Consider the following 13,483-nt stretch of genomic DNA (forward strand, 5'->3'; position numbering starts at 1 on the left):
CGCCCTCATGCCCATACTGCCTCAGCAGCGCCGCCGCCGAGCCCCCCGCGTGTCCCGCGCCGATGATCACTACCTTGGACGGCAAAGCCGAGCCATCAGCCGACATGGATTTTTCCTTCATACTCAAACTGTTTGCAGCGACCGTTACGCCCCCGTAGGAACGGTCGGGTCCGGCTCGGAGGGCGCAAATCGCGCGCCCAGGTCATAGGCCTCGCCGGGAAAGGTCAGCCGCACGAAGGTGATGCCCTCGGCCCGCCGCCAGGTTCGGCGCTCCAACGACAGACAGGCCGCCGACGGTTCGACGCCCAGCGTCAGGGCGGTCGCCCTCGACACGTTCACGGCGCTGATCTTGTGTTCAGCCTCGGTCCAGGGAACCCGTTCAAGCAGCCATGTGCCGGGGGGAATCTCGTCGAACGCCGCATCCCTGGCCTGGGGAACCGAGGTCAGGCAGATCACCCGCTCCTCCAGGGCGAAGGCGCGGCCGCTGCTCTTGTGCAGGCAGCGCAGCTCGATCACCTCGCCCGAAGCGGTCAGCCCCAGTTCGCTGGCGTCGCGCCGATGGGCCGCACGGACCTTCCGCAGCAGCAGCTCATAGTCATAGGGTTCGCCGCGCTTCTGGATCTCCGCCTGGATGTCGGGGATGTCCAGCAGCACGGAGTGGATGCGCGGCCGCGCCACGAAGGAGCCGAACCGCTTGCGCCGAACGATCATGCCCCGCTCGGCCAGCGGCGCCAGGGCCTTGCTGACCGTCATGCGCGAGCAGTCGTAGTCGGCCATCAGCTCATGCTCGAAGGGAATGCGGAAGCCCGGCGGCCACTCGCCCGACAGGATTCGCTCGGCGATGTCGGACCGGATGCGCCGGTGAAGCGGACTGTCCATGCGCCCCTCCCAAGGTCATGGCGGCCTTCTTCAGGCTCTGAATCATGAAGAAGCCGGGACGCCGTCACGGGCGCCCCGGCCTTTGGTCGTCAGCGGCGACGCCGCTCCTGCAGCCATTCGATGCCGTCGTGCAGATAGGCGAAGTCCTGCCTGCGGAAGGCCTGGAACAGCATGATGAAACCGCTCAGCGCCAGCCACAGACAGCCCGTGGCGATGATGATGATGAGCGGGTGGTTGAAGCTCTGGCGATCCGTGTAGTCCATGATGTGGATCATCCAGAACACGTCCCACAGCCGCCAGGTGTTGGTCTTGGCGCCCGCCAGCTCGCCGGTGGCGGCGTTGAGGATGAAGGTCGAACGCTCCTTGTCCGCGAACTCGACCCGCCAGGCCGGCAGGGCGAAGTCACGGGTCTCCAGCGTCGGCTTCTCGACCCGCGTCACCGAGGTGATCGCCGCCGAGCCGTTGAAGGCCGCCGTCGCCAGGGTCTTGGCCCGCTCGGCGTCGATAACCACCGGCGCGGCGCTGACCGGATCGACCAGCCTGATCCCTTCGGCGGTCGTCGCCGCGAAGACCCACTGGTCCTGCAGCGGCCGCAGTTCGATCTGCGACACGGGCGCGCCGATCGCCTGGGACACCTGGGCCAGGGACAGCACCTGGGTCGGCGCAGGGCTAGGTTTGACCTCGGCCAGGACGTGACCGCCCGTCACCTTGTGGTGGTCGATCATGGCCATGACGGCGCCGCTGATCGCCCACAACAGGAGCTGAATGCCCAGAACCAGGCCGAACCACTTATGAAGTCTGCGAAGTAGAAACATGGGCGGTCCTCACGCAGCGGCTTTTTTGCGCACGCGGCGCTTGCGGCGGAAACTGAAGATCAGGAGCCAGGCGCCCGACAGGGACGTCGCCACCATCATCCAAGTCGCGACCTTCAGCAGGGCGTTGTTCATGTTGTCGCGGGTCTCGTAGTCCATGATGTGGAGCATCCAGAAGAAGTCGAAGCCCCTCCACAGGTCATGGCGCCGGGACAGCAGTTCGCCGGTAAGCGGTGAAAGGTAGAGGGTCGGCTTCCACATGCCCTCGAACTCGACGCGCCAGATCGGCGCGGCGCGGCCCCGGATCTCACCGGGAATTTCAGTCAGAAGCTCAGCCTTCACGATCCCGCCCTCGGGGGCGTAGATTCGCTCTGCGCGCCGGCGGGCGCCCGCTTCGTCGATCAGCGGCAGCTTCTGGCCTGTCCGGGCGTCGAACAGCGCCTGCCCGCTCGCATCCGTCAGGATGTACAGCGGCTGATCCAGCTGCTGCACCAGACGCAGGCTGCTGGCTCGGTCGGCGCCCTGCAGGATGGCCGACGGCTCCACCAGGCCTTCCGTCGCGATCGGCCTGGCGTCCGGCGTCCGTATCAGGTGGTCGCCGTGGATGATGTCGATATGGATGGCGGTCATGTAGAGACCGCTCACGATCCAGAACAGGGCCTGGACGCCCATGATGAGCGAAAACCACTTGTGGGTTCTACGCGCCAATAGAGGCCAGCGTATCATTTTATACTCACGGCTTGTGAGAGAAGGCTGCGTCAGGCGGCGCTCTAGAACACGCGCCTGACGCACCTCACATCGGTTTTAGTTGAACTGATACGTCAGGCGGACATACCCGCGACGGCCCAGCAGATCATAGGTCATCGTGTCGGTGTTGCCGTCGGTCCAGCTCTGGATGAACGGGGCCTTCTTGTCGAACAGGTTGTCGATGCCGAAGGCCACGTCGACGTTGTCGTTCACCCGGTAAGAGAACTGGGCGTTATGGTAGAAGACAGCGTCCGTCTGATAGCCGATGTCGCCCGGCGCGGCGTTGAAGTCCGTCGCCTCGCCGATCATCTGGATCGAATAGGTTCCGGCCCAGCGCTCATCCATGACCGTCAGGCTGGCGTTCGAACGCCAGTGCGGATAGCCGCCGTTGCCGCCGCCGATATGACCGTCGAAGATGATCGGATCGCCGCCCTCGAAGGGGGTGATGACGTATTCGTCCAGATAGGTGGTGTTCCAGTCCAGGCTGGCGCGACGCTGGCCGATGTCGAAGGCGTAGCGCACGCCGATGTCCACGCCCTTCATCGTCTCCAGACCCGTATTGGTGGGCTGGGCCGACAGATAGTTGACCTCGCCCGTCAGCGGGTTGCGGGTGAAGCTGTCCGGCTTGCAGAACGGGTGGTCCATGTTCGGCGTCGCATAGCAGATCGCCAGCTTGGTCGAACCGGGGATGGAGCGGATGGCGTCCTCGACCTTGATGTCGAAATAGTCGGCCGTCAGCGTCAGGCCGCTGATCTGCGTCGGCTGCCACACCAGGCCCAGGGTCAGGGTCTCGGTGCTTTCCGGCTGCAACTTCTCATTGCCGCCGACCGTAGTCAGGATGCTGTTGCCCATCTGCACATAGCCCGCCGGCACGCCCGAGGCGGCGCAGTTGGCGATCAGAACGGCGTCGCCGCTGTCGCTGTAGCGGCTGCACGGATCGGTCGTGGTCAGGTTGCCCTCAGCCACGCCGCCGTACAGTTCCGGCACGCTGGGAATGCGGAAGCCCGTGCCATAGGTGGCGCGCAGACGCAGGCTGTCGACCACCGACCAGTTCAGGCCCAGCTTGTAGGTGGTCTCGCCGCCGAACAGATCATAGTCCGAGTAGCGAACGGCCGCGTCCAGATCGAGCCGCTGCACGAACGGCAGGTCGCTCAGCAAGGGCGCCGACAGTTCGACATAGGCTTCCTTGGCCTTGGTCTCGCCCGCGATCGGATCCTGCTGATTGGTGTTGGAGATGCCCAGCACCGTCAGGGCGTCGGGATCACGCCAGCCCTTCTCTTCGCGATAAACCAGGCCCGCCGCCATCGCCAGGGCGCCGGCCGGCAGTTCCATGACCGTGCCGCTGACGTCGAAGGTGAAGCTCTTCTGCTCGTTCCCGCCGGTGTCGCGCGAGTTGAACAGAATGTAGTCCAGCACGTCCTGATTGACGTCGCCCATGCCCAGATAGTCGCCGCACGGCACGGCGGCCCCCGGCGTGGGGCTGCACAGAGAGGTGTTCAGCGTATCGCCCAGCCGTTGCAGGTTGACGATGTTGGTCATGCCGTCGACGCCGGTGTTGCGGCCCCAGTTGGCCGAAGCCTCCCAGGTCCAGTCGCCGGCGATGTCGCCCCGCGCGCCGCCGACGAAGCGGTAGGTGTCCGTTTCCTGGAAGAACTGGCGCTGGCCCGGCTCGACCAGCAGACGGCGGATCAGCAGCAGATCCTGGCCGGTCGGGTTGGTCGGGTGATCGGCCGCGATGCGGATGTCGCGCAGGGCGCCCGGCGCCGCCGCCTGATTGCTCTCGCGGTGAGTGAAGAACAGTTCGCCGAACAGGCTGACCTTGTCGGTCAGTTGATAGTCGGCCAGCACGGCCGTGCTGAAGCGTTCGATCGGCGAGGAGGCGTTCAGATAGCCGTTGGAGTTGTGATTGTGCTTGGCCGGATCATACGGCTCGTAGAAGTTTCCGTCCCCGCCCGGCGTCTGGTTGAAGTTGATCATCTGCCCGTTCGGCAGGACCGCGCGGCCGCCGGGCGTCGTGGCGCTGGAGATGCAGGTCAGGGCGCCGTTCACCTCGCCCAGGCCGCACGGCGCGCGGCTGGCCAGGTTGACCTCTTCGGACTTCTGATAGGTCAGGGCGGCGGTGACGCTGCCCCGGTCGTTCTTGATGCCCCACAGGACGTCGAAGGTCACATCCTGGCCGTCGCCTTCATCGGTGATGCCGTACTTGCCCGACACCTTCAGGCCTTCATAGCCGTTGACGGTGATGATGTTCACCACCCCGGCCACGGCGTCCGCGCCGTAGATGGCCGAGGCCCCGTCCTTCAGCACGTCCATGCGGGCGATGATCGGCGTCGGGATCATGTTGAGGTCGGGGGCGCTGTTGGCGCCGGTGCCGCCGTTGACCACGCGACGGCCGTTGATCAGCGTCAGGGTCCGGTTGATGCCCAGGCCGCGCAGGTTCACCTGCGCCGTGCCGTAGCCGTTGCCGGTCCAGTAGGAGTTCGTCTGATTGCCCGCCGCGCCGGCCGACGCCGGCAGGCGCTGCAACAGGGTCTCGACGTTGGTGATGCCGGTGCGCTCGATGTCCTCGCCCGTCACGACCGTGGCGGGACCGACCCCGCTGATGTCCTGACGCTTGATCCGGCTGCCGGTGACGACGATGTCGTCAACATTCGTCACATCGACTTCCTGAGCCGACGCTGCCCCGCCGTACATCGTCGCGGCGACAGCCGCCCCCGCCAACAAAAGCCTCTTTTTCATCGTCCCCATGCCTTCCCGCTTAGGTATTCGCGCAGAACCTCGAGCCCTGACTGCGGCGAAACCTGTGCGGGAGGCGTCTTGAGCGTCAAGTCATGTATATACATATGACAGCTCAAAAATCGGCAATATTTATGCAAATTTATTCAAAAATCAGCACATATATACCCTAAATATGGCTAAAAAATCAACGCGCCGTCAATTCACCTCGAAAGGCGGGCCGGACATGACTATTTTCCGTTGCTCCAAATGATCATGCGCTTTAAACAGTACCGTAGATTATTTCATATTTATACTTGAGAAACGGCAATACGTAGCCGGACGCCTTACCCCTCAAAACAATGTGGGGATAAGCACCATGTTTTCGGAAACGCACAAAAGAACGTCACAAAATCGAATCCTGCGACGGCTCTGCTTCGCCGTTCGGCGCCGATGGATCACGCCAGGTCGCGCGCCAGGATCATGTCTTCGTACTCACGACCGCCCACGCTGAAGCGTCGCTGGCCGAGCCCGACAAATCCGGCCCGGGCATAGAAGGCCAAGGCCCGCTGGTTCTGCGCATAGACGCCTAACAGCAGTCGCTGCGCGCCCCGACGCCGCGCCTCGTCCTGCGCCGTCGCCATCAAGGCGCGGCCCAATCCCCCGCCCTGGAATCGGCTCAGGGCGTATATCCGCTTCAGCTCCAGATCGTCTTCGCGAACCTCGACCTCGGGAAGCTGGGGCTTGTCCAGCAGCGCATAGCCGATGGGGGCGCCGTGTTCGACCTCAGCCAGCCACGCCGCCGCCCCCGCCTTCAGTCGTTCCGCGTAGTAGCCGGAGGCATGCGCGACGCCGCAATGCGAAACGATGGCCGCGCCGTCCAGCACCCCTGCGAAGGTTTCGAGAAAGGTCGCCGCCCCGATCAAGGCCAGGGCGTCGGCGTCATCAGCCTGCGCGCTCACAATCGTCCAAGCCGACGCATTCGGCGCTTCATTCGACGCGCTCACTCTGAACTCCATTGTTCGTCGCCCGACAAAGAGCACCCGCGAAAAGCTCCGTCAGTTGAAGCTTGACGGCAAGACGACGAAATCGCGCAGGCGCTCGCCGCCACCCGCGCGACAAGGCGCCGAAGATTATTCGGCCTTTCCGTCATTATCCCGACTGGTCAACCCAGTCCGCGCGCCGCTAGCTTCGCCCCATCAAGTTTTGTTCGAGGGGCTGAGGGGCTTTTCATGAAGCGTATTCTGATGACCACGGCTGCGGCGCTGACCGTGGCCTTTCCGGCGTTCGCACAGACGCCCGCGGCAGGCGGGGCCGAAGCGACGCCGAAATGGGACGTCCAGAACCCCATCGGCGCCCAGCGCGACGTCAACATCAACGTCGACGAAGGCACCTGGATGGCGCTGGACGTCAGCCCCGACGGCCGCGAGATCATCTTCGACCTGCTGGGCGACATCTATGTGATGCCGATCGGCGGCGGCGAAGCCCGCCCCATCGCCTCGGGCGTGGCCTGGGACATGCAGCCGCGCTATTCGCCGGACGGCCGTTTCATCGCCTTCACCTCGGACCGCGCGGGCGGCGACAACCTGTGGGTCATGGACCGCGACGGCTCCAACCCGCGCCAGGTGTCCAGCGAGACCTTCCGCCTGCTGAACTCCCCCGCCTGGACGCCGGACAGCCAGTTCATCGTCGGGCGCAAGCACTTCACCTCTTCGCGCTCGCTGGGCGCGGGCGAGATGTGGATGTACCACCGCTCGGGCGGCGGCAGCGGCGTGCAGCTGACCGAGCGCCGTACCCAGCAGAAGGACACGGGCGAGCCCGCCTTCTCGCCCGACGGCCGCTACATGTACTTCAGCGACGACTCCACGCCGGGCGGCGTCTTTGAATACTCCAAGGATCCGAACACCCAACTCTATGTGATCCGTCGCCTGGATCGCGAGACGGGCGAGATCAAGCCCTTCGTCACCGGGCCCGGCGGCTCGGTGCGCCCGACCCCGTCGCCGGACGGCAAGTCGCTCGCCTTCGTGCGCCGCGACCGCTACCAGTCGGTGCTCTACGTCATGGACCTGGAGTCCGGGCGCGAGACGCCGATCTACGACGCCCTGGACCGCGACATGCAGGAGACCTGGGCCATCCACGGCGTCTATCCGGGCTTCGCCTGGACGCCGGACAACGGCTCCATCGTCATCTGGGCCGGCGGCAAGATCCGCCGCATCGACGTGGCCTCCAAGGCCGTCAGCGAAGTGCCCTTCCGCGTCACCGACACCCGCCGGGTGCAGGAAACCGCCCGCTTCCCCGTCGACGTGGCTCCGGCCCAGTTCGACGTGAAGATGATCCGCTGGGCGCAGACCTCGCCCGACGGCTCCAAGGTGGTGTTCGAAGCTCTGGGCAATCTGTGGGTCCGCGACCTGCGCAACGGCGTGGCCGGAACGCCCCGCCGCCTGACGCGCCAGAGCGACCATTTCGAGCTGTATCCGTCCTGGTCGCGTGACGGCCGCTCCATCGTTTACACGACCTGGAACGACGAGAACCTGGGCTCCATCCGCGTGGTTCCGGTCGCGGGCGGCGAAGGCCGCGCCATCACGACCAACCCCGGCCATTATCTGGAGCCGCGCTTCTCGCCGGACGGCCAGACGGTCGTCTATCGCACCTCCAGCGACGGCTATCTGCGCTCGGCCATGTGGAGTCGCGAACCGGGCATCTACCGCGTCTCCGTGCGCGGCGGCGAGCCGGTCAAGATCACTGATTCCGGCGCCAACCCGCAGTTCGGCGCCAGCAACGACCGCATCTTCCTGAGCGCCCGCGACGGCGAGAAGCGCGTCCTGAAGTCCGTCAATCTGTCGGGCGAGGACGAGCGCACCCACCTGAGCAGCGAATGGGCGGCCGAGTTCTCCATCTCGCCGGACGAGCGGTGGATCGCCTGGACCGAGCGCTTCAACGCCTATGTCGCCCCCTTCGTCCCGACGGGCCGCCCGATCACGGTCGGCGCCGACGCCAAGGCCCTGCCGCAGACGCGCGTCACCCGCGACGCCGGCGAGTGGCTGCACTGGTCCGGCGATTCCAGCCGCCTGCAGTGGTCGATGGGCCCGGAGCTGTTCTCGCGTCCGCTGAGCGAAAGCTTCGCCTTCATGGACGGCGCGCCGGCTGACCTGCCCAAGCCCGCCGAACACGGGATCAAGATCGGCTTCAGCGCCGACTACGCCCGCCCCAGCGGCGTCACCGTCCTGACCGGCGCCCGCCTGATCACCATGAAGGGCGAAGAGGTGATCGAGGACGGCGTGATCGTCGTCAACGGCAACCGCATCGAGGCCATCGGCCCGCGCGGCTCGGTGACGGTTCCGGCCGGCGCCCGCGTCATGGACATGGCCGGCAAGACCATCATCCCCGGCCTGGTCGACGCCCACTGGCACGGACGCATGGGTTCGGACGAGATCATCCCGCAGCAGAGCTGGGTGAACTACGCCGCCCTGGCCTTCGGCGTGACGACGCTGCACGACCCGTCGAACGACAACAGCGAGATCTTCGCCCACAGCGAACTGGCCAAGGCCGGGCGCGTGGTGGCGCCGCGCATCTTCTCGACCGGCACCATCCTGTACGGGGCGGCCACGCCGACGACGGCCGTGGTGAACAACCTGGACGACGCGCGCTCGCACCTGCGCCGGATGCAGGCCATCGGCGCCTGGAGCGTCAAGAGCTACAACCAGCCCCGCCGCGACCAGCGCCAGCAGATCATGCAGGCCGCCCGCGAACTGGGCATGATGGTCGTGCCGGAAGGCGGCTCGCTGTACCACGCCAACATGAGCATGCTGGTCGACGGCCACACCACCATCGAGCACTCGGTGCCGGTGGAGCGGATGTACGACGACGCGGTGCAGCTGTGGTCGCAGACGGGGACGGCCTACACCCCGACCCTGATCGTCGGCTTCGGCGGCGCCTGGGGCGAGAACCACTGGTATGAGACGACGGACGTCTGGAAGGATCCGATCCTGACCCAGTACGTGCCGCGCCGCATCCTGGATTCGCGCTCGCGTCGTCCGGTGAAGACCCCGCCGGAGGAGTTGAACCACATCTCCATCGCGCGTGAATCCAAGCGGTTGATGGATCAGGGCGTCTCGGTCCAGATCGGCGCCCACGGCCAGCGTGAAGGTCTCGGCGCCCACTGGGAGCTGTGGATGTTCGAACAGGGCGGCATGAGCGCCCACGAATCCCTGCGCGTCGGCACCATCAACGGCGCCCGCGCCTTGGGCATGGACAAGGACATCGGCTCGCTGGAAGTCGGCAAGCTGGCCGACCTGGTCGTGCTGAACGCCAATCCGCTCGAGAACCTGCGGGACTCGACCAAGATCGGCTACACCATGATCAACGGCCGTCTGTTCGATAACCACATGAACGAAGTCGGCGGCGCAGAGCGCAAGCCGTTCTGGTTCGAGAGCGAAGACGGCCAGGCCTGGGGCGCCTCGGGCACAGCCTCGGCCGCCGAGACCCACAGCCACACCCACGACTGATCCCGCCGCCAGGCAGGAACGCGAAAGGGCCCGACATCCGCCGGGCCCTTTTTCGTGGTGACTCGGTTGGCCCTAAGTGTTGGTCGTCGCCTTTCATTTCCGCTCATCCCGGCGTCCGCAGGGATGAGCGGAAGAAGGCAGTGTGAAAGCCCGAGGGTAACGAAAGATAGAAATCTCGCGCTTGCGCCCGAAGCGCGAACGGGGCGAGGAGGTTACTCCCCCAGCCCGCGCACTGAGGCTTCCAGCAACGCATTGCGCCGCGCCGCGCGGCCTTTCAACCAGCGCATGGCCAGCACCAACGCCAGCACCACCGCGCCGAAGGCCAGCAGCCACAGGGTCGGATTGTGCGCCTCGCTCATCATCTCCAGCTTGGCCAAACCCTTGGCCGCCAGATAGCCCGGCGCCAGCATGGCCAGCACCCAGACGAAGGCCGAAGAGACGTTGGCGATCTGGAAGACGCGCTGGCGCATCTGCAGCACGCCCACCATCACCGGCACGAAGGCGCGCAGCGGCCCGAAGAAGCGGCCGATGAAGATGGAGGCCACGCCGTAGCGCCGGCAGTAGAGGCGGGTCCAGGCCAGCTTGCGGCGGTGCGGCACCAGCAGGTGGTGACGCAGCACCCGCGTGCCCAGGCGCCGACCGATCCAGTATGAGATGGCGTCGCCCATGACGGCGCCGATGACGCAGCCGCCGATGACGGTGAAGGGGTCCAGCACGCCTGCGGCTACCAGGCCGCCCGCCGCCACCAGCAAGCCTGTCGCCGGCACGAAGGCGCCGATGACGACCAGAGACTCGAAGAAGGTCACGACGCCGAGGATCACGCCGGCCCACATGGCGTTGCGGGCGATGAAGTCGGCGGCCGAGGTAAGCAAACTGTCCATACTGATCCTTTGCCCAAGGGCATATGGGATCAGCGCCTATAAAGGGAATGCGGCGATGCGACGCCCGACCCGAAAAAACAGGCCTGCGTGGCGGATGGGCCGCACTTTGCCCGTGTCCAGCCTATCGGCTGACGTCGTCCGCCCGGTCGCGCGCAGGCTCAGCGTGCTTCTCGTCTACGCTGAAGGGGCGAATGCGACTGGGCCGGTCGCGCGGACTGCGTACGCCCAGCGGTCCCGGCATTGCGCCGTAGGCGTCGCGCCAGCCGTAGCCGTCCAGGCCATAGCGCCCCGCCCCATAGCCGTAGGGCGAATAGCCATAAGGGCCGTAGCCGTAGGCCCAGGGCGCGTTCTTGGTCTGGCTGACGCTGAGGTTCAGCGTGCCGTTCTCGCCGATCGGCATGGAGACGGCGGCGGCGAAGTCGCGATAGCCGCCCGTGCCGATTCCCGCGCTGACCTCGCCGTGCATCCTGCGGGGCTGCTCGTCCTCCCAGGCGTCCGCCCAGGGCGGAGATGCGCCGGCGTCAGCCTTTCGCTCGCCGATCCAGCGGGAGATCTGCTCCTCGGTCGTCAGGCCGTGCGGCGCCGCCGTCTGCAGCGTCACGGCGGGTGAGGCGTCGCTCACCGTCGCGGCCAGGGCGTCGGCGGTGGCGGTCGGCACGGCGCCCGGACCAGCACGCGGCGCGGTCGAGACCACGCCTTCAGGGTCGCTGCCGGTCAGCAGCAGGGAGGCGGCCATGAGTTCGATCAGCATACGCATCTACTCCCGTTCACAAACACCCTAACCCCAAATGCGGCCAAGGTCAGGCCGTCCCGTCGTCGCGCCCTAAGGGATTAGGCAGAGGCTCGCCTTCGGCCACGAAACTGAGCGCGACCGAGTTGATGCAGTAGCGCAGGCCCGTCGGCGGCGGGCCGTCGGGAAAGACGTGCCCCTGATGGCTGTCGCAACGGGCGCAGCGCGTCTCTACCCGCACCATGCCGTAGCTGTCGTCGCGCACGGCGCGGACGTGGGCCGGATCGACGGGTTCGTTGAAGCTGGGCCAGCCGGTGCCGCTCTCGAACTTGGTCCCCGAGCGGAACAGGGGCAGGCCGCATTCGCGGCAGCAGAAGACCCCTGCCCGCTTTTCACCCAGCAGGGTTCCGCAGAAGGGCGCCTCGGTGCCGTGGGCCAGAAGCACGCGCTTTTCTTCCGGCGAGAGGTCGGCCTCCAGGGCCACGCGTTGGCTGTCGGTCGGCGGCGTCAGGTCATAGCCGGAGGCGGAGCGCATCGGGGCGGCGGATTCGGTCTGGGTCATGATCTCAAAATAGGAAGGGCCGGACGGTCGTTCCACCGTCCGGCCCTCAATAGCCTGAGAAGATCGTTCGGATCAGGCGCCGAACAGGCCGTTCACCCAGGTCCGCACGGCCGCTTCGTCGGTCGCGTCGCCGGCATAGGCCAGGGCGCCGGCCGGGGCGTAGGGCGCGTTGTTGCCGCGCTGGCGCGTCGTCCAGGCCTTATGGCCATAGCTGAGATCGGCGTAGTTGGACGGCAGACGCAGGGTCGTCGGCTCGATGAAGATGGTGTCCTCGGCCGTGGTCGAGCCGGCGACGCGCACGTTCGGCAGGCGGCTCAACAGGTCCAGCGTGTCCAGGCAGCCGCCCGAGCAGCCGGCGTCGACCAGCACGATCACCTGGCCCTGCACCGGGTTGGCGGCGCCGGTGTCCGGGGTCGCCGGACGGCCCGGCATGACGAAGGTCGGCTGACCGGCGGCGATGGCGCTGTCGAAGGCGGCGACAATGGCCTGGGTCTGCTCGATCACCGCGCCCGATTCCTGGACGAAGCGCGGGTCCGACACCATGCGGTTCAGGGTGTCGGCGAACCACTGACGGTTGGCGGCGGTGGCGCGATAGGTGATCTGACCCGCTTCCGGCTGGCGGCTGACGGTGAACTCCGGCGACCAGATGCGGTTGGCCAGGCCATAGCCACGCGTGGTGGCGTTGAGCGACGAACCGTTGGCGCCGCGCAGGTCCAACACAAAGCCTTGCGGCCCGCGAATAGCGGCGGACTGGGCTTCGATCTGGGCGAAGAAGGCGTCCCAGGCGGCGTCATCGGCCAGGGAGTGGACGTTGATCCACGGGCGGCCGTTCACCGTCTCGACCGACAGCGGCGCGCCCGACGGCGTATAGACCGAGGCGCGATAGGCGGCTTCCAGGTTCTGGGCCGTGGCCGGTTGCGGCGACAGGGTGAAGTCGCGGGTGCGGCGGCCGACTTGGAACTCGCAGGTTCCGGGCACGCCCGTGGTCATCGGGTTGTTGCGGTTCCACAGCAGATAGGGCGCGCTGCGGACGCGGCCGGCCTCGGTCGTCAGGTCGCCCTCGAACTGATCCAGCTTGGCCTTGGCCAGATCTTCGATCGGCTCGGCGTTGCAGCTCTTGAGCACGGCGCCCAGCGGCGGCGCGCCGCGCACGCCGTCCTGAACATAGGAGACGACGTACTGACCATTGCGCCAGGCTGTGGCCACGCCCGGCCAGCTGGTGGCGAAGAACGGACCCAGGCCCTCATAGGTCGGTCGGGCGGCGATGTTCGAATCGCGGAAGCCGTTGGCGTACCAGCGCAGCAGATAGGCGTGGCTGTCGCCGCTGTTGACCTGACCGGCCTTGGCCTGGGCCTGCTGCAGGCCCGTGTCCAGCCAGGCGCGGAAGGGGGCGCTGGCGTCGCCCGGCACCACGGCGGCGGGATGATTGTCGCGCAGGGCCGTGTGCATGGCCTGAAGGTCTTGCCGCGCCAGATCGCTGAAATTCTGAGCCGAAGCGGCCGAGGCGGCGAAGCTCAGGGCCAGTACGGCCGCCGAAGCGGAAAGCAGGCGTTGCATAGGGGTTTCTCCCGGTCCGTCAAAGTGCGGTTTGGGCGTGTTTTAGACCCATTAACGGCGCCGTCGCCACCCCTGTCGCGAATTGTGCAGCTTCT

Annotated in this window: 10 protein-coding genes; 1 reads left to right on the forward strand and 9 read right to left on the reverse strand. The window is 66.5% G+C overall.

Features of this window, described 5'->3' with window-relative positions:
* Positions 1 to 144: 144 nt before the first annotated feature.
* The 5 genes from hutC to EGK63_RS14450 all read right to left on the reverse strand — a co-directional run bounded on the left by hutC (position 145) and on the right by EGK63_RS14450 (position 6,115).
* Positions 145 to 879 (reverse strand): histidine utilization repressor, encoded by a 735-nt coding sequence (gene hutC, locus EGK63_RS14430; RefSeq protein WP_125902074.1) that lies wholly within the window; start codon positions 877 to 879, stop codon positions 145 to 147.
* A gap of 89 nt (positions 880 to 968) precedes the next feature.
* Positions 969 to 1,694, reverse strand: coding sequence for a PepSY domain-containing protein (locus tag EGK63_RS14435; protein WP_125902075.1), 726 nt, complete (start codon positions 1,692 to 1,694; stop codon positions 969 to 971).
* Between the two features lie 9 nt (positions 1,695 to 1,703).
* Positions 1,704 to 2,417: a PepSY domain-containing protein gene (locus tag EGK63_RS14440; protein WP_125902076.1), complete on the reverse strand. Its 714-nt coding sequence runs from the start codon at positions 2,415 to 2,417 to the stop codon at positions 1,704 to 1,706.
* A gap of 78 nt (positions 2,418 to 2,495) precedes the next feature.
* A complete protein-coding gene (locus EGK63_RS14445) occupies positions 2,496 to 5,177 on the reverse strand; it encodes a TonB-dependent receptor domain-containing protein (protein ID WP_125902077.1) in 2,682 nt (893 codons plus the stop codon).
* A 434-nt stretch (positions 5,178 to 5,611) separates the two neighbouring features.
* Positions 5,612 to 6,115 (reverse strand): GNAT family N-acetyltransferase, encoded by a 504-nt coding sequence (locus EGK63_RS14450; RefSeq protein ID WP_125902078.1) that lies wholly within the window; start codon positions 6,113 to 6,115, stop codon positions 5,612 to 5,614.
* Positions 6,116 to 6,385: 270 nt separating this feature from the next.
* Between EGK63_RS14450 and EGK63_RS14455 the strand changes: the two genes are divergently transcribed.
* Entirely contained in the window at positions 6,386 to 9,658 is a 3,273-nt protein-coding gene (locus EGK63_RS14455; protein ID WP_125902079.1) for an amidohydrolase family protein, read from the forward strand.
* Positions 9,659 to 9,870: 212 nt separating this feature from the next.
* Here EGK63_RS14455 and EGK63_RS14460 read toward each other — a convergent pair whose 3' ends face one another.
* From EGK63_RS14460 to EGK63_RS14475, 4 genes are all read right to left on the reverse strand, one after another.
* The gene (locus EGK63_RS14460; protein WP_125902080.1) at positions 9,871 to 10,539 is read right to left on the reverse strand and encodes a DedA family protein; all 669 of its coding nucleotides are present in this window, start codon (positions 10,537 to 10,539) and stop codon (positions 9,871 to 9,873) included.
* 121 nt (positions 10,540 to 10,660) lie between these two features.
* A complete protein-coding gene (locus EGK63_RS14465; protein ID WP_243637706.1) occupies positions 10,661 to 11,290 on the reverse strand; it encodes a hypothetical protein in 630 nt (209 codons plus the stop codon).
* Between the two features lie 49 nt (positions 11,291 to 11,339).
* Positions 11,340 to 11,831, reverse strand: coding sequence for a peptide-methionine (R)-S-oxide reductase MsrB (gene msrB / locus EGK63_RS14470; protein ID WP_125902082.1), 492 nt, complete (start codon positions 11,829 to 11,831; stop codon positions 11,340 to 11,342).
* Between the two features lie 72 nt (positions 11,832 to 11,903).
* Positions 11,904 to 13,388 (reverse strand): hypothetical protein, encoded by a 1,485-nt coding sequence (locus tag EGK63_RS14475; RefSeq protein ID WP_125902083.1) that lies wholly within the window; start codon positions 13,386 to 13,388, stop codon positions 11,904 to 11,906.
* Between the last annotated feature and the right edge of the window lie 95 nt (positions 13,389 to 13,483).

Source organism: Brevundimonas sp. 357 (genome assembly GCF_003938605.1).
Taxonomy (GTDB): domain Bacteria; phylum Pseudomonadota; class Alphaproteobacteria; order Caulobacterales; family Caulobacteraceae; genus Brevundimonas.